Genomic DNA, 24,925 nt, shown 5'->3' with positions numbered 1-24,925 from the left:
GAGGTCATGACAGAATCGTCATGATGAGGCCTGGCTTTACAAGTCTGCTTCACCCGGTATTGTTATACTTGTTAGGTTCACCAAAATATGTTTAATACACCGAGGTTGGCTGCAAAGTTAATGCAACGATTATCCAAACAGAAACTCTGCCGATAAAGTTTTCCACATCTGTAATAATACTCAATAACTGATGTAATACACAGTGTTAAATTGTAAGGCTAAACTCCTGTCATTCCAGTTCAAAAGTCCGCTTAACCGTGATTCAAGGTCTAGCTGAAAGCGATGACCGGATTTTAACATTCTTCCAATCCCCAAAGCCGCTCTGTTTTCTAATCCTTGTGTATAGCTATTAAAGGAATAAAGCATACCCACCTTACTGTAAAAATACATTTCTTGTTTATCTAACTTTTCGCCATTAAGCGGGAAATCAAACGACAAAGCATATCGTAACCTACCGATATAGTTTATTTCTCTCATGCGCTGTTCAAGCGTAATTTTATGGGTATATCTGTATTTATTGATTTGGCTGAAAAAGGCGTATTGCTCTATAATTCTCTTTTCGTTAGAGTCTTCCTCCAGCGGATTATTAGTTCTTGTTAAATATCCAATGGTCAACTTAGATTGGTTGAATAAAGTGTATGTGAGATAGCCTCTGGCATCAATCATTAATAGTTTAGGATTCCATTGTTGATCACCATAATCATTAGCACGTATCCGTGCTTTGAACTGCCCATTAGCCTGCCACTTATTGGTTAGCCGCTTGCTTATGGAAAAACCAGGCTCCCACCTGTATGCAGGTGTTTGAGAGTAAGCTTTTATGGATAGTAGAAAGAATGTAACTATAAAAAAGTGCTTTCTAGTAAAGTACATAATCTGACGGAGAGGATTGTATTCTTCGTTTTTTTAAAAAATTTCCTTGGTTATCGAACAGTAATTCGAAAAAGCCATGATGCTTAGCCTTCTCTGATTTTAATAATACTTCTATTTCATAGCTTATTGTTAGTTTTTCATCACCTTTCAGGAAAGCCTCCAATACATCTGACGTGTTTGATGTATACCGTTTCTGAATTTTTTTGATATCAAATTTAGATGTGTGTTTTTTGAAGTAGGCGTTAACAGAGTCCTGTGTAACTTTATTTAAATCATTGAAAGAAGTGATAACTTCAACATCTAGGGCCTGACCAGCACTATCAAATTTTACACTTAATAGCTGTTGATTTCGTTTAAGTTTTACCTCAAAGAATGTTACCGCATTTTGCTGCTCCTGATAGTATTTAATCTTTGAAGCATTAGCTAAAAGTGATTCTAATCTATTAGCCATTATAATTGGTAGGTCTTCTTTTTTGATTCTTTTCTCAACTTCAACCTTTACAGAATCCTGACTAAATCCTGATAGGTAGCACAATAGAAGACACGATGTTAAAAAAAATCTTAACATAATTTACTTCGATATTAAAAGGGTTTCTTAGTTAAGTAATTTGTCCATGGTTTTGTTGAAGTCCTCAACAAATTTATCATAATAGGCTCCGGTACCCGGTCCATTAAATCCAGTATGGATTTTTGCAACTTCACCATTTTTATCAATAATAATCATGGTCGGGAAAGAGATCACACGGTTGAGCATAGGCAGAGTTTGGGAAGCCGCTTCTTTATCATCAGTACCTGCTATTACAAAATTGTAGCCTACATCCCACTTTTTGATCATACGCTCTACGCGAGATTTTGCATATTCAAAATTGTCTTTGGTTTCATATGCCAGGCCAATGATTTCTACACCTCTATCCTTATTATTTTCATACCATTTGGTTAAAAATTTGGTTTCATCCATGCAATTTGGACACCAGGAACCAAAAATCTGTAAAATCACCACTTTGTCTTTGTAGGAGTCGTTAGGGAATTTCACCATTTCACCTTCCAAATTTGGGAACTCGAAATAGATTCTGTCATAACCCTTCTTTAAATAGGTAAGCGAATCAGGGTCAGGTAAACTGGCTGCATCATTCCTAAAGGCAGTCCATGACTCATGCCAGTCTTTTCCTGAATAGAAATCACCTTTAAGGGTACCATCATTCTGCATTTCAGCTTCAAATAAGAAAGCATGGTTTCCATCAAAGGTGCTAAGCTTTAATTGATTGCCATCGGCTACTCCTGCAAGGTATCTGTAGTCTCCTAAAGGAGTAAGAAAAGTTCCTGTTACCTGGTGGCCGTTTTGTTTAAAAATACCGACAGCTTTAGAGGTGTCTTTTTCTTCTGGTTCTATGAATTCTACTTCCCATTTGCCATCAAATGAAGCTGGTTTGGCATCAGCTTTATCTATCAGAAAACGGTCATTACCCTTTACAAAAGTGATAGGTAGTTCATAACCTTCTTTATAGTGTTTGGTATAAATACCTGCAAGGGTATTATTCTTAATGGCTACATCGAGGCTGATATCAAAAACATTCATAGGAATATGCAATGAATCGCCATGTCTGGTGATTTCATCAAGTACAATTTTCTCTGCACCATTAATAACGGTAGCTTTTACGGTAGAGTCACCTTTTTCTTCAATTAACATTTTGAAAGGCATCTCTTTATTCTGCATATAGATTTTGCCAATCCATAAACCATCCAGCTCGGCCTTTTCTATGTTGTTAGTGCAGTTTGAAAGAAGACTAATTGCAAGAAGCGTAAAAAGAATTTTTAACTTATTCATATCGATAAAAAAAGGCTTAAGAACATAAAAATGCAATGACAGGTCATATGCCTGAAATCCTTATGTTTGCAATTTAGTACTTAATTGAAAAGCTATGCAACATATATTTGATTCTTTAAAAGTCGTGGAGCTTGCAAATGTGCTTGCCGGCCCTTCGGTAGGACAGTTTTTTGCAGAGCTTGGTGCTAAAGTAATAAAGGTAGAGAATCCTGCAACCAAAGGTGATGTTACGCGAAGCTGGAAGACTTCAGAGGAATCAGATAACTCAAGTGTAAGTGCTTATTTTTCTGCAGTTAATGCAGGTAAAACTAGTGTAGCCCTCGATGTGAAATCAGAAAGAGATCAGGCAACTCTCAAAGATTTAATAAAAGAAGCCGATTTATTAATAAGTAGTTATAAACCAGGTGATTCAGAAAAACTTGGTCTTGATTATGAGACGCTAAGAAATATTAATCCTCAACTCATTTATGCTGAAATTACCGGCTATGGGAATGACAGTCCGAAAGTAGGGTATGATGCTATTCTACAGGCTGAAACAGGTTATATGTTTTTGAACGGGGAGCCCGGTGGCGAGTCCATAAAAATGCCCGTTGCCTTGATAGATGTTTTGGCTGCTCACCATTTAAAGGAGGCGGTTTTATTGGCTTACATTCACAGGTTGAAAACTAATGAGGGAAGCCGGGTATCTGTTTCTTTATTTGATGCAGCTGTTTCTTCTTTGGTGAATCAGGCAACCAATTACCTGGTGGGTGATTATAACCCGCAGAAAATGGGTGCCGAGCATCCGAATATTGCTCCATATGGTAAACTTTTTACCTGTGCCGACAAGGCTCAAATAATTTTGGCTATAGGAAATGATAAACAGTTTAAGCTCCTTTGTGAGTCTTTGAATGTTGAATCAATTGCAAATGATCTGCGATTTGAGAATAATAAACAGAGAGTGAAAAACAGGACGGAGTTGAATACTCTTTTGCAAGAGAGCATTCAAAGATTTGATAGTATAACATTGCTTGAAATACTTGAAAGAAAGAAAGTGCCGTCCGGAAGACTAAATGATATAGCTACACTTTTTCAATCAAAAGAGGCTCAGAAACTTACCATAAAAGACGGAAAGCAGATTGTAGGACTGAAAAACTTCGTGGCTAAAATGAGCTTTATGGAAAAAATGCCCCACATTACCCCACCAGCCTCTTTTAACAGTGGAATAGCTTCATTTGAATAGAGTTAAGCCAAAAAATTCTGAGTAAAAGCCTTAATGAGTAAAAGAATAGGGAAATTCATCTACCTCCTTAACAGGCTCTTCTTCTTGATTTTAGCTACCTAATTGCACTTTTTCTACAGATGCAGTCATCATTTCAATAATATTTATTTGAAGGTGGAAAAAAGTGGGGGAAAGTGGTATGAAATGTCGCTAATTGTGTTAGTTTTGTCTTTAAGAAATTGTGTAAAAACTGAACATGGCATTCTTCACAGGAGAATATGATTGCAAAATAGACGCCAAGGGGCGTATGGTCTTGCCCGCCAAGATCAAAAACAGCCTGCCCGAGATTTCGGGAAGCGAGCTGGTTTTGAGGCGTGGGTTTGAGCCATGTTTGGTATTGTACCCAATGGTTGAGTATAAAAAGATTTACTCAAAAATTGCGGGTTTAAATGAGTTTAACGCTGAGTACAGAAATTTGCAGCGTAACTTTTTCAGGGGGAATGCTATCGTTGAGCTCGATGCTGCCGGCCGAATTCTTTTTCCGAAAAACATGACCAGCTATGCTGGTTTAGAAAAGGACAGTATTGTAGTGGGCATGGGTAATCGGGTAGAAATTTGGGAGCCATCACGTTATGATGAATTCCTGATCAAAGACCAGCAGGCGTTTTCTGAGTTGGCTGAGAAACACCTTTTTCAAGAGTAATCCTTATGAGTGAATATCATAATCCGGTCATGTTGCAAGAGTGTCTGGAAGGATTGTCTATTGATCCTACTGGTACTTATGTGGATTTAACTTTTGGGGGTGGTGGTCATTCGAAGGCTATACTTGAGCATTTGACCACAGGAAAGTTGTATGCTTTTGATCAGGATCAGGATGCTGTAGTGAATGCAGAAGCTATAGATAATGAGTGCTTTAATTTTATACCGGCCAACTTTAGGTTGGTAAAGAAATACCTCAAGTTGCATGGTGTAAAGCAGGTAGACGGTGTATTGGCGGATTTAGGAGTTTCTTCTCATCAGTTTAATAAACCAGAAAGAGGCTTCTCCACTCGTTTTGAAGCGGAGCTGGATATGCGAATGGATCAGCAGGCTTCTCAATCTGCTAAAGAAGTAATTAACAGTTATTCTGAAGCTGATTTACACAAAATCTTAGGACTTTATGGTGAGGTGAGAAATGCTAAAACGTTGGCAGGAGCTCTTGTTAGTGCCAGAACAAATGAGGCCATCACTACTGTAGGTCAGCTAAAATCTATCATGGATAATTACGCTAAAAGAGGGCGTGAAAATAGATACTATGCACAGGTTTTTCAGGCTTTACGCATAGAAGTAAATGAAGAGTTAACAGCTTTAGAAGAAATGCTAAGGCAAATGGAAGAAGTAATAAAACCTGGAGGAAGGTTGGTAGTAATGAGCTACCATAGCCTGGAAGATAGGCTGGTGAAAAATTACATCAATAAAGGAAATGTTGAAGGTAAAGAAGATAAAGACTTCTATGGTAATGTAAATAAAGCTTTTAAGGCTATAAATAGAAAGCCCATAACAGCTTCTGAAGAGGAGCTGCAGCAGAATAATAGAGCAAGAAGTGCAAAACTTAGAGTTGCGGAGAAGATATGAGCAAGAATACTTACAAGGTTAAGCATAAAGGGAATATGGACAAGCAGTCATCAGGTAGCATCTTTTCATTTTTAGATAAGAAGCTTGGTGGTGATAAGGAGAGTGAAGGGCTTCCGGTTCAATACCTTCCTTACTTTCTGTTTTTTGTCGTGCTTGGCATCTTCTACATAGGTAATAGCCATTATGCTGATAAAACCATTAGGAAAATAGACAAACTGGAGCAGGAAGTTGAAGATTTAAGAGCTGATTATACCACACTTAAGTCTGAATACATGTTTGCTTCCAAGCAATCTGAAGTAGCTAAAAGAGTTAAAAAATTAGGATTAGTGGAATCACAGGAGCCACCGTTTAAAATTGTGATAGAAGAGGGTGAATATTAAGAAATCCATATTATTAAGAGTAAGGATAGCATTTCTTTTTGTGCTGATCTTCGCCATTGCCATTATTTACCAAATCGTAAATATTCAGTGGATTAATGGTGAGAAGTGGAAGCAGATGGCTGAAGAAATTAACCTGAGTTACCAGGAAGTTAAAGCTACACGTGGTAACATCTATTCTGATAATGGTAGTCTACTGGCTACTTCTTTACCTTTTTATAGGGTAGCTATCGATCCTACCATTGCTGGCGATAATATTTTTAGAGAAGGGGTAGACTCCTTGAGCTATCTTTTATCAAAAAGCTTCGGTCAGTCTGCTACTTATTATAAACAAAAGATAAAATCTGCCAGGCAAAAGGGTAACCAATACCTTATGCTTACAAGAGATTTGATAGGTTATCAGCAAAAAAAGGAAATGGAATCCTGGCCAATTTTCCGTGAAGGCAGACTAGGTGGTGGTGTGATCTTTACAAAAACAGATAAGCGTTTCAGGCCATTTTCCAACCTGGCTTTTAGAACAATCGGCTTCCTTAATGAGAATGACTATGGTGCAGGCTTAGAGTACAGCTTTAACGATTATTTAGCAGGGCAAAATGGTAAAGCGCTCTTCCAAAAAATTTCAGGAGGTAGCTGGCGACCACTTTATGATGGTACCGAAGTAAGACCGAAGGATGGTTATGATATTCAAACGACAATAGACATTAACCTACAAGACGTTGCCGAATCTGCACTTTTGAGCCATTTGGTGCAGCACGATGCGGATATGGGCTGTGTAGTGGTGATGGAAGTTGCTACCGGAGAAATTAAAGCTATCAGTAACCTCAAAAAATTAAGCAGTGGAAGATATGGAGAAGTTTACAATTATGCAGTTGGTAGCCATGGCCTGAGAGAGCCGGGTAGTACCATGAAGCTTGCTTCATACATTGCTTTGCTTGAAGAAAGAGACTTGAAATTGTCCGATTCTATCAAAACAGGTGATGGCGAACTTAAATTTTATAAAGAAACTGTTCGTGATCATAAACCTGGCGGTTATGGTACTATCAGTTTGCAAGAGGCTTTCGAGAAATCATCAAACATTGCAATCGCTAAACTGATTGATGAAACTTTCAGAGAAAACCCGCAGCGGTTTCTAGATTACTTAAAGACAATGGGATTAACTGAGCCTTTGGGTTTCCAGATGATTGGTGAAGGCAAACCTAAAGTACCACCATTGAATCAGTGGAGTGGCATCACTTTACCATGGATGGCTTATGGGTACGGACTGGAGTTTACTCCTTTACAGATACTCACACTTTATAATGCAGTTGCCAACAATGGCAAAATGATTCGTCCGCTTTTGGTTAAATCTATCAGACAGGTAGATAGAGAAATCAATACCTATAAAACTTCAGTAATAAGTGATCAAATCTGCTCGAAAGAAACACTCAAAAAAGTGAGAACCTTATTGGAAGGTGTAGTAGAAAGGGGTACTGCTTCTAATATCAATAATGCCAATTATAAAGTGGCTGGTAAAACAGGTACTGCTCAGAGTTTAAAAAATGGCCGATATGTAAGACAATACTACACTTCATTCGCTGGTTATTTCCCTGCTGACAACCCTAAGTATTCAGCCATAGTGGTAATGGATAATCCTAAAGGTTACAGACAATATGGTTCAGATGTAGCTGCACCAGTATTTAAGGAAATCGCAGATAAAATTTATGCCTTAGATTTAAAAATGCATGATAAATATGCGCTGGAAGAACAACCTGAAATGGGCATTTTCCCTGTAGTACAAGCCGGTAAAAAAGATGAGTTGAGTCTGATGCTTAACTTTTTAGGTATTTCAAATCATAGTGAGGTTGATGAAGCAGAATGGGTAAGAGCTGATATCGATAAAAATTCAATAGAGTGGAAGCTCAATGAAGCTGAAGGGAATGTAGTGCCTAATGTGCAAGGCATGACCTTGCGTGATGCTCTATACTTATTAGAAAATAAAGGGTTGCAAGTAGTTATTAAAGGTGATGGAGGTAGGGTGATTACACAATCACAACTGCCAGGGACAAAAGCATTAAAAGGAAGCACCATTAAAATTGAAGTGAGTTAGTGACGCAATTAAAAGACATATTATATAAAGTAAAATTGCTATCGGTACATGGTGCCACAGATATAGACATCAATGCTATTCAGTTCGATTCAAGAAAAGTTGAAGAAGGCAATATCTTTATTGCTGTTCGAGGTACGCAGGTAGATGGTCATAACTTTATTGATAAAGCAACAGCTTCTGGTGCGAAGGTCATTGTTTGCGAAGACATGCCGGCAGAATTGAATGAAGGTTTAACCTATATTCAAACTGACAATAGTGCTCGTGCGCTGGGTATCATGGCTTCTAACTTCTATGGCAATCCATCATCAAAACTTAAGCTTGTAGCTGTTACCGGAACCAACGGAAAGACTACAACGGTAACGCTTTTATATAAGCTTTTTAGAGAATTAGGCTATAATGTTGGTCTACTTTCTACAGTGCAAAATCAGATTAATGAATCTGTAATTGAGGCAACACACACTACACCTGATGCTATTCAGCTGAATCAGCTTTTACATAAAATGGTAAAGGCCGATTGTACGGTAGTTTTCATGGAAGCGAGCAGTCATGCCATTGATCAAGAGCGTATGGCCGGTTTAGATATTGCGGGTGCTGTTTTTACAAACCTCTCACATGATCATTTGGACTATCATGAAACTTTCGATGCCTATATAAAAGCAAAGAAGAAATTGTTCGATGGGTTGTCATCTGAAGCCTTTGCTTTAGTCAATGTAGATGACAAGCGAGGTATGGTAATGCTGCAAAATTGCAAAGCCGATAAGTATACTTATTCGCTTAAGTCAATGGCTAATTATAAGGCAAAGGTATTGACCAATTCCTTACAAGGTTTAGAACTAAATATTGAAGGTCAGGATGTGTGGTTTAAGTTGATTGGTTATTTCAATGCTTATAATTTATTGGCGGCTTATACAGTTGCTACCCTTTTAGAGGAAGAAAGTATAGAGGTTCTAACTGCCCTTTCTCAAATTTCGCTGGAGAATGGTCGTTTTGAACAGGTGCCTAACACGGCCGGAATCACTGCTATTGTTGATTATGCTCATACGCCTGATGCGTTAGAAAATGTGTTAAAAACAATCGATAATGTTCGAACAGGTAACGAGCAGGTACTAACTGTAGTAGGATGTGGAGGAAATCGCGATACAACCAAACGACCAATCATGGCAGAAATAGCTTGCAAACTGAGTGATAGGGTAATTCTTACCTCTGATAATCCTAGAAATGAAGATCCTGATCAGATCATTGCCGACATGGAGAAAGGCGTTTCGGTATCGCAAGTGAGAAAAGTGACTAAACTTTCTGATAGAAAAGAGGCCATTAAGCTCGCCTGTAGTTTTGCGCAAAGTGGTGATATTATTTTAGTAGCAGGAAAAGGACATGAAACCTATCAGGAGATAAAAGGAGTGAAACATCACTTCGATGATAAAGAAGTAGTAAATGAAATGTTAAACCTAATTCATAACCGATAAGCAAAGGCAATGCTATATTACTTATTCAACTATTTAGATAAGCAAATGGATCTCTTCGGAGCAGGAGTATTTCAATACATCTCTTTCCGAGCAGGTATGGCAACGGTTTTTTCATTGCTGATTAGCATCACCTTTGGTAAAAAATTAATCAAAATGCTTCAAAAGAGGCAAGTGGGTGAAACCATTCGCGATTTGGGTTTAGATGGCCAGAATGAAAAGGCAGGTACGCCAACTATGGGTGGTATCATCATTCTAATGGCGATAGTAATTCCAGTACTTTTATTTGCTCAGATAAAGAATGTATACATCATCCTCTTACTTATTTCATCTGTTTGGATGGGATTGATTGGTTTCCTAGATGATTATATAAAAGTCTTTAAAAAGAATAAAGAAGGACTACAAGGTAAATTTAAAATAGTTGGTCAGGTAGGGCTTGGACTCATAGTGGGGATAACCCTTTTTTATAATCAGGAAGTAGTAGTAAGAGAATTTAAAACCGCTGAAACTACTTCAGCTGAGATTGAAATGGTAGAAGGGGAGGTAGCTTATGAAGATGTAAAATCTATGAAAACTACTATTCCATTTTTGAAGGACAACGAGTTTGATTATTCCAACATACTTCCATTTATACCTCAAGACTTTACGGTAATAATTTATGTGCTTTGGGCAATATTTATTATTACAGCTGTATCAAATGGAGCTAACATAACTGATGGAATTGATGGCCTTGCGGCAGGTACTTCAGCTATTATAGGTTTAACCCTTGGGATATTTGCTTACCTCTCTGGTAACGTCATTTTTTCAGAATACCTGAATATTATGTACATCCCAACTTCAGGAGAAATGGTGATATTTTGTGCCGCATTTGTTGGAGCCTGCGTAGGCTTTTTATGGTACAATACGCACCCTGCTCAGGTATTTATGGGTGATACTGGAAGTTTGGCTTTAGGAGGAATTATCGCCACACTGGCATTGGCTATCAGAAAAGAATTATTGCTTCCACTTTTATGCGGAATATTCTTGGTAGAGCTATTATCTGTCATCATGCAGGTGAGCTACTTTAAATACACCAAGAAAAAACATGGTGAGGGCAGAAGGATCTTTTTAATGTCTCCTTTGCACCATCACTATCAAAAGAAAGGAATACATGAATCCAAAATTGTAAACCGCTTCTGGATTGTCGGCATACTACTGGCAATACTGACAGTTGCTACTTTAAAACTTCAATGAAGCAAAAAAGGATCATAGTGCTAGGTGCTGGTGAAAGTGGAACCGGTGCTGCTTTGCTGGCAAAAGCGAAGGGCTATGATGTCTTTGTGTCTGATTTTGGAGCGATTAAAAATAATTATACTGAGCAGTTATTGACTGCTGAAATACCATTTGAAGAGAAACAGCATACGGAATCAAAAATTCTAAATGCTGACTTGGTGATTAAAAGTCCTGGTATTCCATACACAGCGCCAATAATAGTAAAGTTGCAGGAAAAAGGAATAAAAGTAATTGATGAGCTTGAATTTGCTTATCGTTTTACGGAAGGTAAAATTATCGCCATTACAGGAACAAATGGTAAAACTACCACTACACTATTAACCTATCATCTTTTAAAAGAGGCAGGTTTAAATGTGGGCTTGGGCGGCAATGTGGGCAAAAGTATGGCAGCACAACTAATCGACAAAGACTACGAATGGTGGGTGCTGGAGGTAAGTAGTTTCCAAATTGATGGCTTTAAAGATTTTAAGCCTGATGTTGCTGTGTTACTTAATATCACTCCAGATCATTTGGATAGATATGATAAGAACTTGGCAAACTATGCACACGCCAAGTTTCGCTTATTTATGAATATGGATAAATCTGATCATATAATTATAAATGGTCAGGATTCAATTATAGAAGAATTTAAGAAGGAAGAGGTGCTAAATGCTCCGGAAATAAGAGTTGCTACTGAGCAGCTAGCACGGGCAGACAGCTATGTAACAGATGAAGAAATAGTATTAAAGTATTTAGGTAAAGAATTAAAATTCGAATTGAGCTTACTCTCCATTAAAGGTAAGCATAACCAAATTAACGCTATGGCATCAATTTTTGCAGCCACTTTGGCTGGATTAAAAGCATCCACTATTAAGGATAGTCTACCAAAATTCAAGAATGCACAACACAGAATGGAGCTTATTGCTTCTATCCATGGAGTGGATTTTATCAATGATTCAAAAGCTACTAATGTAGATGCTGTTTATTATGCCCTCGAGTCATTCTCAAGACCAGTTATCTGGATTGTTGGTGGAGTCGACAAAGGGAATGATTACTCAAAATTGAATGCTGTTAGTTCGAGCGTTAAAGGAGTTATTTGCTTGGGTAAGGACAATCAGAAAATTAAAGACTTCTATAAAGATCAGTTTGCCATCATTGAAGAAACTCAATCGATGGATGAGGCAGTACGGATGGGTTATAAACTCGCTAAAGACAGAGAAGTAGTATTGCTTTCTCCGGCCTGTGCAAGTTTTGACCTTTTTAAGAATTATGAAGACAGAGGCAATCAGTTTAGAATGGCTGTACAGCTTCTAGAGCGTGAAGTAGCATTAAAAAGTATGCACCAAGCATGATTAATATTGATACCATAAAGAGTTGGACTGATAAGCATTTAAAAGGTGATCCTGTTATATGGTCAGTTGTTTTTGCTTTAGGGATGTTGAGTATTCTGGTAGTTTACAGTGCAACAGGAAGTATTTCCTATTTTAAGTACGGAGGCAATACTGAGTATTACTTACTCAGACACAGTTTCTTGGTGCTCCTAAGTTTCTTTGCAATGTGGGTGGCTCACAAAATTGATTACAGGTATTATTCAAAGTTGTCGCGCCTCGCACTTTATCTATCAGTACCACTTTTGATTTTTGCCTGGCAGTTTGGTGTTAATCTAAATAATGCCTCTCGTTGGATCACTATACCTTTAATCAATCAATCATTTCAACCTTCGGATTTAGCCAAGCTGGCACTAATTATCAACTTGGCGGGTATGCTTTCAAAAAGGCAACAGAATATACATGATTTTAAAAAAGCATTAATACCAATGCTATTGTGGTGTGGTTTGATATGTGGACTTATTGCTATGACTAATTTAAGTACCGCTATTTTGCTTTTCATGACTTGTATGTTACTACTTTTTATAGGTAGAATTCCCGTAAAGTATTTAGCCATGCTTGCTTTGGTGGGAGTGTTAGCAGTGAGTATTGCTATGGTGGTGGGTCAGCGTGGAGCAACAGCCATTAGCAGAATAGAGAATTTTATTAATAAAGATGAAGTACCATTTCAAGCACAGCAAAGTTATATAGCTGTTGCTACAGGCGGTATCACTGGTAAAGGTCCTGGGAACAGTAGTCAAAGAAATTTCTTACCTGAAGCCTTTTCCGATTTTATCTTCGCTATTGTAGTGGAGGAATACGGACTGATTGGTGCTTCAATTGTTATTTTACTTTACCTGACATTACTATACCGAGGCATGAAAGCCGCTGCTGCCAGTGGAAAGGCATACGGAGGTTTGCTCTCCGCGGGTCTCAGTTTTGCCATTGTCATTCAAGCTTTGGTGAATATGGGAGTAGCAGTAGGCTTAGGGCCTGTAACAGGTTTACCACTTCCATTATTGAGTATGGGTGGTACTTCACTATTATTTACAGGGCTGGCTATGGGTATTATCTTAAGTGTCAGCAGAGGAGAAATTGAAGAAGTGGCCAATGCCAAGAATGGAAATTCATTTGCCAATTTACCTAAAAAGGAAGCAGCTTAATTGACTAATAAAAGACCATATCGATTTATAATAAGTGGTGGAGGCACAGGTGGCCATATCTATCCTGCTTTGGCAATTGCTGACCAGATAAAACATGAGTACGCGGATACTGAGATTCTATTTGTCGGGGCAGAAGGTAAAATGGAAATGCAACGAGTGCCTAAAGCAGGTTATAAGATTCTAGGGTTGCCGATAGCCGGTATCCAAAGAAGTCTTACACTTAAAAACCTAGCGTTTCCTTTTAAGCTATTAAGTAGTTTAAGACAGGCGAAAAAGATTGTAAAAAACTTTAAACCTGATGCTGTAATAGGTGTAGGTGGTTATGCAAGTGGCCCTACTTTAAGAGCAGCATCTAATGCTAACATCCCTTGCTTATTGCAAGAACAAAATTCCTATGCTGGCTTAACCAATAAATGGTTGAAAAATAAGGTGCAGCATATCTGTGTAGCATATGAGGGTATGGAAGCCTATTTCCCGAAGGAAAAATTACACCGAACGGGTAATCCGGTAAGGAAGCATTTAATGCAACTACCAGAAAAAGCCGAGGCCTATAAGGCTCTGGAATTAGTTGAAGATAAGCCAACCATTTTCATAATGGGTGGTAGCTTAGGAGCTAGAACATTGAATGAAAGTGTCCTTAATTTTTTAGAAGCCATCAACGAAAATCAAATCAATCTGATTTGGCAGTGTGGTAAATTCTATGAGCAGGAGATGGAAGTTAGAATGGCTGATCATAAATCTGATTTCATTAAACTTAATGCCTTTATTGATGATATGGAAATGGCTTATGCAGCAGCTGATATAATTATATCGCGATCCGGAGCTCTCTCTGTCTCTGAGCTGGAAGTAGTTGGTAAACCGGTAATTTTTGTACCATCACCTAATGTGGCAGAAGATCATCAGACAAAAAATGCTAAGTCTTTGGTAGAGAATGATGCGGCCATTTTAATAAAGGATGATGAGGCTGAGGAAAAGTTAATTCCAAGAGCTTTACAATTATTGAATGATAAAGAGAGGTGTGAAATTCTTTCTCAAAATATAAAGCAGATGGCTAAGCCAAATGCTACAGAAGATATAGTGAAAATTATAATGTCAATGGTGGCATGAACATAAAGGAAGTACATAGCGCATATTTCATAGGCATCGGTGGTATCGGTATGAGTGCTATTGCCCGATGGTTCCACCATAATGGGGTGAAAGTAACCGGCTATGATAAAACACCATCACCATTGACTGAAAGATTACAGCAAGAAGGTATAGATGTAGATTTCGATGAGTCGGTAGCCGCTTTACCAGGTTTTGTTAAAGAACAAGATGAAAAGGTGTTGCTTGTTTATACACCGGCCATTCCAGCTAAGCATAAAGCTTTTAGTTATTTAAAAGAGAATGGATTTAAGCTTTACAAACGCTCGGAGGTATTAGGAGAAATAACAAAGGGCTTGTTTACTATTGCCGTTGCTGGTACACATGGTAAAACAACTACCAGCTCGATGGTGGCTCATATCTTAAAGCATTCAGGTGAGAATGTCACAGGCTTTCTTGGAGGTATATCAGTAAATTATGATACTAATATGCTTTTGAATGAAGGTGAAATGAATACTGCAAAAGTTGTGGTTGAGGCTGACGAGTTTGATAGGTCATTCTTAACACTTCATCCAAATATTGCGATAGTAACTTCTACGGATGCTGATCATCTGGATATCTATGGTGAAGCAAATGAGCTGAAAAAGTCATTTGCAGAATTTTTGCAGAAGGTAAATGCTGAAGGACAGATTTTTATAAAAGAAGGTTTGTGGGAAGGGTTGTCAACAGATAAAATTGCGGCTACTCATTCTGAATATGCTATTGAGAAGGGAGCCAATGTAAAAGCTTTCAATATTAGAATTGAGAACGGAGCATTCAGTTTTGATGTGGCTATTAATGGAGAGCTGATGACAGATTTTGAACTAGCTGTTCCGGGCTACCATAATGTAGAGAATGCTACAGCTGCCATTGCAGTAGCTAAAAAAATTAACATCTCAACTGATAAAATTAAAGCAGCCATTGCTTCTTACAAAGGCGTAAAAAGAAGATTTGAATACATCATCAGAAGAGATGATTTTATTTTTATTGATGATTATGCTCACCATCCTTCTGAAATAAGCGCTATGCTGAAATCAGCCAGAGCATTGTTTCCAGATAAGAAGATAACTGTGCTTTTTCAACCGCATCTTTACAGCAGAACCAGAGATTTTGCTGAAGGTTTTTCTGAAAGTTTAAGCTTAGCGGATGAGGCACTTTTATTAGATATATATCCGGCAAGGGAAGAACCTATTGAAGGAGTGAATAGTGAAATGTTGTTGTCAAATATCACTGCGGACAGAAAGCTTATATTGGCTAAAGAGGAAGTTGGAAATTATGCTTCCAATAATAGGTTTGAAGTGTTTATCACTCTAGGTGCAGGTGATATTGACAGATTAGTGACGCCACTAAAGGAGATTTTTAATAAGACATATGCAGTCTAAAAGAAAGATATATAATAGAGTTAAAATAGTGATTGCCTTAGTGGTATTCATTGTTTCTATTGGCTTTGTCAATAAAAGGCAAAATGATGCATTATGTAAAAAATTACTGATTTCAATAGAGAATCAGCAGGGCAACTTTTTTATCAATGAAGCTGATATTAACGATTTGGTAACCAATGGTGGCCGTGAAATGGTAATCAATCTGCCTTATGAGCAGCTTGAGTTAAAAGATATCGAAGAGCGCATTGAAAATCATAAATACGTAGAGTCGGCTGAAGTATATCGTGACCTGGCAGGTAATATGATGATTGATGCCCGACAAGAAAGACCAATTGCCAGAATATTTAATCCATCAGGTCAGGATCATTACATAAGTGAGCGAGGGGAAATTCTTCCTGTAAGCAATAGGTTTACAGCACGCGTGATGGTGTTAAGTGGTAGCTTCTTTAAAAAGTATTTAGATAAGAATATGCTGGTAGATGATGAAGGAAAAGACCTATTCTATTTCATCAAATACATCGAGAAAGATAAATTCTGGAGTGCCCAGTTTGCACAACTAAAAGTAGATAAAAGAGGGATGATTGAAATCTTCCCTCAGGTGACCAAACAAATGATAGAGTTTGGCGATACTTATCAGTATGATGAGAAGTTAAAAAAGCTTAAAATTTTTTATGATAAGATACTCCCAGACAGGGGATGGAATCGATATAATCGAGTAAATTTGAAGTTTGAAAATCAGATTATTTGCGAGTAAATTAATAATGGCAGGAAATGAACATGCAAAACGATAAAATAGTAGTTGGACTAGACATTGGAACCACCAAAATATGTGTGATGGTGGGCCGTAAGAATGAATACGGTAAACTCGATGTATTGGGTATGGGTAAGTCCGTATCTGATGGTGTTGTTAAGGGTAAAGTCATCAATATCGAGAAAACAATCGTAGCCATTAAAAAGGCAGTTGAAGAGGCCGAAGAAATTTCTGGAATAGATATTAAAGTGGTGAATGTTGGTATAGCTGGTCAGCATATCAGAAGTTCAATTCATAGAGGAAGCATTACCAGACAGGATAGAGATGAGGAAATTACCGTGGAGGATGTAAACCGCCTGACTAACGACATGCATAGAATGGTTATACCTGCCGGTAACCAAATTATCCATGTAATGCCTCAAGTGTATACTGTTGATTACGATGATGGTATTAAAGACCCTGTTGGTATGACAGGTGTGCGTTTGGAAGCTGATTTTCATGTTATTACTGCTGACATTAACTCAATTAACAATATCCAAAAGTGCGTTAAACGTGCCGGCTTAGATATTGAAAATATGATATTGGAGCCACTAGCTTCTAGCTTGGCGGTTTTATCTGACGAAGAAAAAGAAGCTGGTGTATGCTTAATTGACATAGGTGGAGGTACTACAGATATTGCCATCTTCCATGAAAATATTATACGCCATACAGGAGTTATACCTTTCGGAGGTAACATCATCACTTCTGATATTAAAGAAGGATGTATGGTAATGCAACAGCAAGCTGAATTGCTTAAAACTAAATTTGGTAAAGCTATAGCGCTGGAAGCTAATGAAAACGAAATAGTTTCTATTCCAGGTTTAAGAAACAGACCACCAAAGGAAATTTCAGTGAAAAATCTGGCTCATATTGTTGAGGCCAGAATGGAAGAAATTATTGATCTGGCTCATGCAGAGATTTTAAACTCTGGATATGATGGAAAACTTGCTGGTGGTATTGTAATTACCGGTGGTGGTTCTCAATTGCACAGTGTTAGGCAATTAGTAGAATACCAAAGTGGTATGGACGCCAGAATTGGTTACCCTAACGAGCACTTAGGTAAGAGTAAGCTAGAGCAGGTAAAAAGTCCAATGTTTGCAACTGCAGTAGGGCTTGTATTAGTAGGTTACCGTTCATTAGATGAACGAGAAAACAGGTATCAGGAAGTAAAAGCCAAAAACCAAAACGTGTTCAATAACGAGAGGCAAAAACCTGGAAAAAGAGAAGGAGACTTCTTCAGCAAGATTATTAATAAAACAAAAAGTCTGTTAATCGATGATTTCGATGATAACGATGACTTTTAATATAGAAAGAATTAAATCCTAGAAAGATGACTACAGAAGGATACAAATTTGAGATACCAAAGCACCACAAATCAATTATAAAAGTAATTGGTGTTGGTGGCGGAGGTAGCAACGCAGTAAACCACATGTTTAACCAAGGTATTAAAGATGTTGAATTCATCATTTGCAATACCGATGCCCAGGCGCTTAAATCAAGCCCTATTCCTAATAAGCTGCAAATAGGTGTAAACCTAACTAGCGGACTGGGAGCTGGAGCTAACCCTATTAAAGGGAAGGAAGCGGCTATGGAAAGCAAGGAGGACATTCGTGAATTACTCGGTACTGATACAAAAATGCTTTTTGTAACTGCGGGTATGGGCGGTGGTACTGGTACCGGAGCGGCCCCTGTTATTGCTAAAATAGCTAAGGAAATGGACATTCTTACAGTAGGGATTGTCACTTCTCCATTTGCTTTTGAGGGTAAAAAGAAGGCTAAACAGGCGGAAGAAGGTATAAGAGAATTAAAAGAAAGTTGTGATACCGTATTGGTCATCCTCAATGATAAACTCAGAGAGATATACGGTAACCTAACTATTGGTAATGCCTTTGCTAAAGCCGATAACGTATTAACAACTGGTGCAAAAGGTATAGCAGAAATCATCACTGTTCCAGGTTATGTAAACGTGGATTTTGAAGATGTTAAAACAGTTATGCATAATGCGGGTGCCGCGGTTATGGGTTCTGCCAGAACTGAAGGTGATGGTAGAGCATTAAGAGCAGCTGAAGAGGCATTAAACTCTCCGTTATTGAATAATACAGATATTCTAGGAGCTGAGAAAATTCTTCTTTCTATCATTTCTGGTGAAAAGGCTGAACTTCAAATGGATGAGTTGACAGAAATTACCGACTACATTCAGGAAAAAGCTGGTGATGAAGCGGAAGTGATATTCGGTCATGGTGTGGATGAGAGTCTTGGTGATGCCTTATCTGTTACTGTAATTGCTACAGGCTTTGACCAACAAGGTTATAAAGAAGATGCTTTGCCACAATCTCAGAAAGAATCAAAGCGTGTTTTCAATTTAGATGAAGAACCTAAGCAGATTTCTTTGTTCGAGGCGGATAATCCAACTCAAAGTCCCAGAGAACCTGAGATGAAGCCAAGAACAGAATTTCAGCAACCTAAGCCTCAGCAGCAGCCAAAGGCAGATGAAGAAAGAGGTTATGCTTTCGGTCGTCCGGTTCCATCATCTCAGCCTGAAGAAGAGATTGATGAACACGCCTTTGATTATGAAGAAGATGACTTCACAAAGGATCTAGAGAATGATTATGAAATTGTGAATAAGCAGCGTCAAGAAGATGATGAAAGAGATGAAGCGCTTAGACAGCAAGAGCTGAAAAGACGTTCAATGGAGCGTATTGAAAAGCTTAAGCAGTTAAATGGAGGTCATACCAATACGCCAGAATCTTATAGGCAAATGGAAGTTCCAGCCTATAAGCGTAAGCAGGTTAAGTTAAATGATGTGCCTCATTCAGCTGAAAAGAATATCTCTAAGTTCAACCTGAATGACGATAATCAAATTCTGGGAAACAATAAATTTCTACATGATAATGTAGATTAGCATATATATATCAATAACAGGTGTTACAAAAGCACCAGCCATAAGGTTGGTGCTTTTTTTATTTGTGTTAATCGAAAAATCTAGTTTTCACTTTTATATTCAATTTTTCTAAATATAATACAAACAATTACTACTATATTTTTTGTTTGTATAATATGAAATATCTCCATAAGTATATATTATTTCTTCTTCCAATCTTTTTTCTTCTGATTTCTAATGCGGATGCACAATCAATTATTCATTTACAAAACTGGGAAGGTCAGGCTGGTGCTGGCGGTTGGTTCGGTTTTGAGACTACAGACAACAATTTCGCTAGAGGAACAGATGCTTCAGGAGTTTTTCAAGGGAATAAAGCCATTTATATAAGTGACGATGAAAGTACTTATGGATATAATGAAACTGTGGCAGATGAAGCTTATCTACAAAAAAATGTTGATTTTCCTTCAAGTGCAACATATAATATTGAATTATCTTTTACATGGAAATGTGTTGGAGAGGTAGGCTATGATTACATGAAGGTTTATCTGGTAGATCGCTCATTAGGAAACCCTACTGAGTCCGCAATTGCTGCGCATTCTGGAACTGTAATTCCATTAAACTCAGGAAACGAATTCTCAGGCCAAAGTACATTTACAACATATAATGAAACTTTACCTACCTCTATTGAAGGCAGAACGGATCTCCAGTTGGTTTTTACTTGGACAAATGATAATAATACGACTAACGGGGTGCCTGCTGCTATTGATAATATAATTTTATCATTAGGTCCTGTGCCTAGTTCACTTTCGGGAGATTACTTGGTAGGAAGCGATGCGTCTGCCTTTTTCCCTACTTTAACAGATGCCACCTATTTCTTAAATTCTTTCGGTGTTTCAGGAGACACACGCTTTTTATTAACGGATGAGACTTATGATGCCAACGAGGCTTTTCCGATTCAAATTGATAACTTTAATAACAATCCTCCAAGCCCATCTTCCAACTCTTTTAGCTTAACAATAGAGCCTCAAACTGGCGTAACCCCAATTATTGAAGGAGCTTTATCTGGAAATACGCTATATGATGGTGCTTATAAAGGACTTTTAACTTTAAGTAGAGCAGATAATGTAACGCTAGAATCACTAGAGGTGATTAATAATAATACAGCTCAACCGATAGGAGTTTTTATTGCTTCGGCTAGTGGTAGTTTTAATGAGAATATAAATATCTCAAATTGTACAATTGAGGTCGCAAATGCTGCAAGTGGTTCATCAATTGGACTATTAGCTATTCAAGAAAGTTTTACTTCTAACAATGGCGGGTTCGATAATATATCAATCGATAATAATACTTTCAGAAATGGTGATTATGGAATTTATTTTGATGGTGGATCTGCTGGTAGTCTTAATGGTAGTAGGGTTTCAATTACCAACAATAATATGAATCAAGCAGGCGCAGATGCTTTGGATAATATGGGAATTTATGTGGAGGCAATAGATGATCTACTTATATCAGGAAATAACATAGGTAATTTTGATGGTACTGATAATGAAAGAGATTATGGCATATATGTGGCATCTGCAGTTAGAAATAGTCTAATTGAGAAAAATGAGATTCATGATTTGAGTTATACTGGGAGTGCTGGATACACTGGTATTGGAATAAGGATTACCTCAGCTGGTACAAACGCTAGCTTAGAAGTTTCCAATAATCTCATTTATCAAATTGATGGGGATGGAGATGACATTTCTTCTTTTCCATTATACAATCCTACAGGTATTTTACTTACAGGTACGCAATCTGGAATAGATATTTACAATAATTCAATTTATCTTGATGGTAATACTGTTAACAGAACTAATGCTATTTCATCATGTATCTATATTGCCGCAAATAGCTCGGCCGATATTAGAAATAATAATCTGGTAAATAATTTAGGGCTCACAGCAAGTACTGGAAGAGGTAGTTATGGAATTGTTTTAAGTACAAATGCAAGTCAGTTAGAAGCCGAGAATTATAATAATATTTACGTAAATGCCACAGGAAACGGTACTAATCGAATAGGAAGAGTAGGATCTACAGATTATGCAACTTTGTCTAATTGGAAAGGGCTTAGTACAAATAATAGTAGCGACATTTCAGCAGATCCTGGATTCAGCTCAATTACGAATTTACAGCCCGATGAAAGTAATCCTAATAGCTGGTATGTAAATGGAACAGGAGTTCAAATCAGCACAGTAACAGATGACTTTACTGGCTCCAGTAGAAGTACAACCTTAGCTAATGGTGCACCAGATATCGGTGCCTATGAGATTAATCCTTCGGCTACTCCAAATGATGCAGTGGTTACGGGAAGTCATACTTTAGGGGGGACAGAAACTTTTACAGTAGGCAATAGAACAATAGCACGAATTACCTGGGGTGGTTCGGGTACTTTGCCCACTCTAAATTATATGAAGTATTACTCTGGCAATAATCCACCAAATATTTATCCTGCATCAGCTAAATATATGAATTGCTACTTTGATATAAGTGCATTGGGAGGAAGCGGGTACTCTTACGAGATTGAATTTCTTTATGATGAAGCTTTATCAGGAACCGTAGCAGCTGAATCAGATTTACGCTTAGCAAAAAATGATGGAAGTGGCTGGAATACTTATTCCTCTGTTTCGCCAGTTGTCTCATCTAACAGCATCTCTGTTTCAGGTTTAAGTTCATTCTCTAGCTTCACTGGTACTGATGTCAATAACCCTCTACCTGTTGAATTACTATATTTTGATGCAATCAAAGAAAATGACTATGTGCTATTAGAGTGGGAGACAGCAAGTGAAAAAGATAATGATTATTTTCAGATTGAGAGGAGTGAAGATGGAATTACATTTGATACAATAGGTAAAGTAAGTGGGGCAGGAAACTCTAAAGTAAATACCTCATATAGTTTCAAGGATGTAGAAACATTAGAAGCTAAAACTTACTACCGTTTAAAACAAGTTGATTTTGATGGCGATTTTGAGTATTCACCTGTTGTTTCGGTTGGTGGACAAAACATGAATAACAAGCTGGAGCTTTATCCAAACCCTGCTAATGACTTTATCAATTTGAGAAGCAGTATTGTAAATCAGGATTTGAAAAATATACAGCTTACACTCTATACAGTAGACGGACAGCTTATTAATGAAAACAACTACTCTTTTGAGTTACTCAATAATGAAATTTATATTTCTATTAATACTTTGAGTAAAGGGATTTACTTATTGGAAGCCAAATCCAATGACTTTACCGAAATAATCAGATTCATAAAGCAATAATCTAAAGATTTTAGCAACTATTGGTGAGCTTATATGTAGCCATTTGACTACTATCAGCTGAAAATGTTAATGACTCAATTCTTGTAAAACTACTAGTGAATTTTTTAATGTTTACTTAAGAAAATCCTTTAAAATAAAGTTTTTAAGAGTCGGGTGAGATAGGAAAAAAATAAGCGCTACCCATGCAAATGGATAGCGCTATTAACCTAATTGAACATGAAAACTTGCCGTTATATGTAACGACATTTATTAAACCATTAAAAGCAAGAATAGTTTAATACTCAATAATTTTAATCTATGCCATTACAAGAGAATCAAAAAGCACCTGTTTTCAGTCTTCCGTCAACATCAGGAAGCGATTTTAATTTAAAAGATTATTTAGGAGAGCCGATTATATTGTTCTTTTACCCGAAAGACTTTACTCCAGGTTGTACAAAGGAAGTTTGTGAATTCAGAGATGCTTTTGCAGAATTTCGTAACCTCGATGTTAAAGTACTAGGGATAAGTCAGGATTCAATTGAGTCTCATCACAAGTTTATCAAGCAACATAATTTACCTTTTGATCTTTTAACTGATAAAAATGGTAAAGTGGCAAAGCAATACAAAGCAACAATTCCTGTAATAGGAATGAATAGGAGAGTTACTTATCTCCTTGACAAAGAGCATAAAATAAAAGGAGTTTTCGAGAACATGTTCGCTGCGGGCAGGCATGTTGAAGCTATGCTGCAAAAATTATAAGTCTAATTTTCCTTGACTATTATTTCCGGGATGATCAGGTATTTTGATATTGGTACCTATTTCCTTGTTTAGCTTTTCAATAAATTTCACGGCTAATAGAGGTGATTCTTTTTCGATATTTTGGTGAATAAAGAAATACAAATTTTCTAAGCCCTGCTGTTTCCATTCCTTTATGCGCTTAATCCAATCATCTAATCGTGTATAATCTGAAGAATGGTTGGCACCTACATACCTCACAAAGGCAGTAGTATTGGTGAGTCTCATGTGCATAATATCCCTTCTGCCTGCAGAATCAACTATGATATTTGCTTTATTCTTTGATTCAAGTAATTGGTAAAGGTTTTCAGCAATGTCTGTATCATTAAACCAATCTGTATGCCTTAATTCTACAGCGAGAGGTAAATCTGCTGGCCAGTCGTTTAGAAATTTTTCCAGTCTTCTGATATTCTCATCTTTTGGCCCATAGTTGTCTATCATTTGCAAGAAGGCCATTCCAAACTTTGAATCAAATCCACTAATAGCAGCCAGGTAATCATCAAGGTATGAACCATAATCTTTTAACCTTTTCAAGTGACTTAAATAGCGAGGTACTTTTGGGAAGAACTTAAAATCATCAGGAGTTTTATCTTTCCAGACCTTTATTTGATCAGCATCGAAATTATAAAATGTAGCATTTAGCTCAATGGAATTGAACTGCTGTGAATAATAACTCAGTTCATCTTTGGTTCCTCTGGGATAAAAGCCTTTCAAATCTGCCTTATTCCATTTTGCGCAACCTACAAAAACCTCCTTCAAACCTGCCGTATTTTCACTCAATACCCTTTTTGTATCAGGATGGTCTTTAGGTAAAGTAAAATCAATTTCTTCAGGATTATCCGCGCTACCAAATTTCATTATAAAAGGATTAAGAGTTTTCCGTAAATTAAATTAGTAGAATTCAACGGGTTTGATTTATCTAATGTTTATTAAATTTTCTTGTTTCATTGTAACTTTTTACATTTGGGAGCGTAAGAATACCTTCGTGATGAATTTTAGAACCATAACGGCACTTGTTTTCTCCCTGTTGATGCTATCAACAAGTCTAGGAGCCGTTGTTTATCAACATTTTTGTGGTTCATCTCTCAAAGAACTTTCTTTAACAAAGATTGAAAAACATTGTAAAGCACATCAAACAGAGGGGATGTGTCATCATGAAACTGAAAAAGAAGGTTGCTGTAAAACAGAAAAGCAAAACCTGGATACTTCAGATAAAAATAAACCAACCTCTGAAAACTACGGCATTATAAAAAAGGGTAGCCAATTTGTTACTGTTTTTTATGTGCTTGTTCAGTATCTATTTACCAATCCATTTGAATCTTCAGGAAGTGCAGTTGTTGAGGTTTCACCCGACCCGCCTCCTTTACCCACTGATTCCCTCCATGTGAGGTATCAGCAATTTCTTATATGATATCCTAATCAATTTTATAAAGGCCATTTTACATGGCTTTTGG

21 protein-coding genes are annotated in these 24,925 nt (G+C 37.3%); 17 read left to right on the top strand and 4 right to left on the bottom strand.

Annotated features, from left to right (window positions below):
* Positions 1–180: 180 nt before the first annotated feature.
* The 3 genes from JKP34_RS15850 to JKP34_RS15840 are packed head-to-tail and all read right to left on the bottom strand — an operon-like array spanning position 181 to position 2,695.
* Positions 181–870 carry a DUF2490 domain-containing protein gene (locus JKP34_RS15850; protein ID WP_201923621.1) on the bottom strand — a complete coding sequence of 230 codons (690 nt, stop codon included), beginning with the start codon at positions 868–870 and terminating at the stop codon, positions 181–183.
* A complete protein-coding gene (locus tag JKP34_RS15845) occupies positions 857–1,438 on the bottom strand; it encodes a hypothetical protein (protein ID WP_201923619.1) in 582 nt (193 codons plus the stop codon). Before JKP34_RS15845 ends, JKP34_RS15850 begins: the two co-directional genes overlap by 14 nt.
* A 27-nt stretch (positions 1,439–1,465) precedes the next feature.
* The gene (locus JKP34_RS15840) at positions 1,466–2,695 is read right to left on the bottom strand and encodes a TlpA disulfide reductase family protein (RefSeq protein ID WP_201923617.1); all 1,230 of its coding nucleotides are present in this window, start codon (positions 2,693–2,695) and stop codon (positions 1,466–1,468) included.
* Positions 2,696–2,789: 94 nt separating this feature from the next.
* Here JKP34_RS15840 and JKP34_RS15835 point away from each other — a divergent pair, with 94 nt between their 5' ends.
* The 16 genes from JKP34_RS15835 to JKP34_RS15760 all read left to right on the top strand — a co-directional run bounded on the left by JKP34_RS15835 (position 2,790) and on the right by JKP34_RS15760 (position 23,435).
* On the top strand, positions 2,790–3,917 hold the full coding sequence (locus tag JKP34_RS15835) for a CaiB/BaiF CoA transferase family protein (protein ID WP_201923614.1): 1,128 nt from the start codon (positions 2,790–2,792) through the stop codon (positions 3,915–3,917).
* Between the two features lie 235 nt (positions 3,918–4,152).
* Positions 4,153–4,599, top strand: coding sequence for a division/cell wall cluster transcriptional repressor MraZ (gene mraZ / locus JKP34_RS15830; protein ID WP_201923612.1), 447 nt, complete (start codon positions 4,153–4,155; stop codon positions 4,597–4,599).
* A gap of 5 nt (positions 4,600–4,604) precedes the next feature.
* A complete protein-coding gene (gene rsmH / locus JKP34_RS15825) occupies positions 4,605–5,510 on the top strand; it encodes a 16S rRNA (cytosine(1402)-N(4))-methyltransferase RsmH (RefSeq protein ID WP_201923604.1) in 906 nt (301 codons plus the stop codon).
* On the top strand, positions 5,507–5,890 hold the full coding sequence (locus JKP34_RS15820; protein WP_201923602.1) for an FtsL-like putative cell division protein: 384 nt from the start codon (positions 5,507–5,509) through the stop codon (positions 5,888–5,890). The genes rsmH and JKP34_RS15820 overlap by 4 nt, the downstream gene beginning before the upstream one ends.
* The gene (locus JKP34_RS15815) at positions 5,880–7,973 is read left to right on the top strand and encodes a penicillin-binding protein (protein WP_201923599.1); all 2,094 of its coding nucleotides are present in this window, start codon (positions 5,880–5,882) and stop codon (positions 7,971–7,973) included. The genes JKP34_RS15820 and JKP34_RS15815 overlap by 11 nt, the downstream gene beginning before the upstream one ends.
* On the top strand, positions 7,973–9,439 hold the full coding sequence (locus JKP34_RS15810) for a UDP-N-acetylmuramoyl-L-alanyl-D-glutamate--2,6-diaminopimelate ligase (protein WP_201923597.1): 1,467 nt from the start codon (positions 7,973–7,975) through the stop codon (positions 9,437–9,439). The genes JKP34_RS15815 and JKP34_RS15810 overlap by 1 nt, the downstream gene beginning before the upstream one ends.
* Positions 9,440–9,448: 9 nt before the next feature.
* Positions 9,449–10,669: a phospho-N-acetylmuramoyl-pentapeptide-transferase gene (gene mraY, locus JKP34_RS15805; RefSeq protein WP_201923595.1), complete on the top strand. Its 1,221-nt coding sequence runs from the start codon at positions 9,449–9,451 to the stop codon at positions 10,667–10,669.
* Positions 10,666–12,039: a UDP-N-acetylmuramoyl-L-alanine--D-glutamate ligase gene (gene murD, locus JKP34_RS15800; protein ID WP_201923593.1), complete on the top strand. Its 1,374-nt coding sequence runs from the start codon at positions 10,666–10,668 to the stop codon at positions 12,037–12,039. Before mraY ends, murD begins: the two co-directional genes overlap by 4 nt.
* A complete protein-coding gene (locus JKP34_RS15795; RefSeq protein WP_201923591.1) occupies positions 12,036–13,217 on the top strand; it encodes an FtsW/RodA/SpoVE family cell cycle protein in 1,182 nt (393 codons plus the stop codon). Before murD ends, JKP34_RS15795 begins: the two co-directional genes overlap by 4 nt.
* On the top strand, positions 13,218–14,324 hold the full coding sequence (gene murG / locus JKP34_RS15790; protein ID WP_201923589.1) for an undecaprenyldiphospho-muramoylpentapeptide beta-N-acetylglucosaminyltransferase: 1,107 nt from the start codon (positions 13,218–13,220) through the stop codon (positions 14,322–14,324).
* Positions 14,321–15,721, top strand: coding sequence for a UDP-N-acetylmuramate--L-alanine ligase (murC, locus tag JKP34_RS15785; protein WP_201923587.1), 1,401 nt, complete (start codon positions 14,321–14,323; stop codon positions 15,719–15,721). The genes murG and murC overlap by 4 nt, the downstream gene beginning before the upstream one ends.
* Complete coding sequence (locus JKP34_RS15780) at positions 15,711–16,475, top strand: cell division protein FtsQ/DivIB (protein ID WP_201923585.1); 765 nt, start codon at positions 15,711–15,713, stop codon at positions 16,473–16,475. The genes murC and JKP34_RS15780 overlap by 11 nt, the downstream gene beginning before the upstream one ends.
* 23 nt (positions 16,476–16,498) lie before the next feature.
* Complete coding sequence (gene ftsA / locus JKP34_RS15775) at positions 16,499–17,815, top strand: cell division protein FtsA (protein WP_201923583.1); 1,317 nt, start codon at positions 16,499–16,501, stop codon at positions 17,813–17,815.
* Positions 17,816–17,841: 26 nt separating this feature from the next.
* Positions 17,842–19,413 carry a cell division protein FtsZ gene (gene ftsZ, locus JKP34_RS15770; RefSeq protein ID WP_201923581.1) on the top strand — a complete coding sequence of 524 codons (1,572 nt, stop codon included), beginning with the start codon at positions 17,842–17,844 and terminating at the stop codon, positions 19,411–19,413.
* A gap of 155 nt (positions 19,414–19,568) precedes the next feature.
* On the top strand, positions 19,569–22,697 hold the full coding sequence (locus JKP34_RS15765; protein WP_201923579.1) for a T9SS type A sorting domain-containing protein: 3,129 nt from the start codon (positions 19,569–19,571) through the stop codon (positions 22,695–22,697).
* 297 nt (positions 22,698–22,994) lie between these two features.
* Positions 22,995–23,435, top strand: coding sequence for a peroxiredoxin (locus tag JKP34_RS15760; protein ID WP_201923577.1), 441 nt, complete (start codon positions 22,995–22,997; stop codon positions 23,433–23,435).
* On the opposite strand, the gene JKP34_RS15755 is transcribed toward JKP34_RS15760, so the two are convergent.
* Positions 23,430–24,329, bottom strand: a complete 900-nt coding sequence (locus tag JKP34_RS15755) for a DUF72 domain-containing protein (RefSeq protein WP_201923575.1) — start codon at positions 24,327–24,329, stop codon at positions 23,430–23,432. The genes JKP34_RS15760 and JKP34_RS15755 overlap by 6 nt on opposite strands.
* 130 nt (positions 24,330–24,459) lie before the next feature.
* Between JKP34_RS15755 and JKP34_RS15750 the strand changes: the two genes are divergently transcribed.
* A complete protein-coding gene (locus tag JKP34_RS15750; protein ID WP_201923573.1) occupies positions 24,460–24,882 on the top strand; it encodes an HYC_CC_PP family protein in 423 nt (140 codons plus the stop codon).
* The last annotated feature ends 43 nt before the right edge of the window (positions 24,883–24,925 follow it).

Source organism: Marivirga atlantica, assembly GCF_016734805.1.
GTDB classification, from domain to species: domain Bacteria; phylum Bacteroidota; class Bacteroidia; order Cytophagales; family Cyclobacteriaceae; genus Marivirga; species Marivirga atlantica.
This window is presented reverse-complemented; position numbering and strand designations above follow the sequence as displayed.

Coding starts and splice junctions, on each gene's coding strand:
- JKP34_RS15845 (WP_201923619.1), bottom strand. CDS start 1,438: ATGTTAAGATTTTTTTTAACATCGTGTCTTCTATTGTGCTACCTATCA.
- JKP34_RS15840 (WP_201923617.1), bottom strand. CDS start 2,695: ATGAATAAGTTAAAAATTCTTTTTACGCTTCTTGCAATTAGTCTTCTT.
- mraY (WP_201923595.1), top strand. CDS start 9,449: ATGCTATATTACTTATTCAACTATTTAGATAAGCAAATGGATCTCTTC.
- ftsZ (WP_201923581.1), top strand. CDS start 17,842: ATGACTACAGAAGGATACAAATTTGAGATACCAAAGCACCACAAATCA.
- murD (WP_201923593.1), top strand. CDS start 10,666: ATGAAGCAAAAAAGGATCATAGTGCTAGGTGCTGGTGAAAGTGGAACC.
- JKP34_RS15795 (WP_201923591.1), top strand. CDS start 12,036: ATGATTAATATTGATACCATAAAGAGTTGGACTGATAAGCATTTAAAA.
- rsmH (WP_201923604.1), top strand. CDS start 4,605: ATGAGTGAATATCATAATCCGGTCATGTTGCAAGAGTGTCTGGAAGGA.
- JKP34_RS15765 (WP_201923579.1), top strand. CDS start 19,569: ATGAAATATCTCCATAAGTATATATTATTTCTTCTTCCAATCTTTTTT.
- JKP34_RS15780 (WP_201923585.1), top strand. CDS start 15,711: ATGCAGTCTAAAAGAAAGATATATAATAGAGTTAAAATAGTGATTGCC.
- JKP34_RS15835 (WP_201923614.1), top strand. CDS start 2,790: ATGCAACATATATTTGATTCTTTAAAAGTCGTGGAGCTTGCAAATGTG.
- JKP34_RS15850 (WP_201923621.1), bottom strand. CDS start 870: ATGTACTTTACTAGAAAGCACTTTTTTATAGTTACATTCTTTCTACTA.
- murC (WP_201923587.1), top strand. CDS start 14,321: ATGAACATAAAGGAAGTACATAGCGCATATTTCATAGGCATCGGTGGT.
- JKP34_RS15820 (WP_201923602.1), top strand. CDS start 5,507: ATGAGCAAGAATACTTACAAGGTTAAGCATAAAGGGAATATGGACAAG.
- JKP34_RS15755 (WP_201923575.1), bottom strand. CDS start 24,329: ATGAAATTTGGTAGCGCGGATAATCCTGAAGAAATTGATTTTACTTTA.
- JKP34_RS15760 (WP_201923577.1), top strand. CDS start 22,995: ATGCCATTACAAGAGAATCAAAAAGCACCTGTTTTCAGTCTTCCGTCA.
- JKP34_RS15750 (WP_201923573.1), top strand. CDS start 24,460: ATGAATTTTAGAACCATAACGGCACTTGTTTTCTCCCTGTTGATGCTA.
- ftsA (WP_201923583.1), top strand. CDS start 16,499: ATGCAAAACGATAAAATAGTAGTTGGACTAGACATTGGAACCACCAAA.
- mraZ (WP_201923612.1), top strand. CDS start 4,153: ATGGCATTCTTCACAGGAGAATATGATTGCAAAATAGACGCCAAGGGG.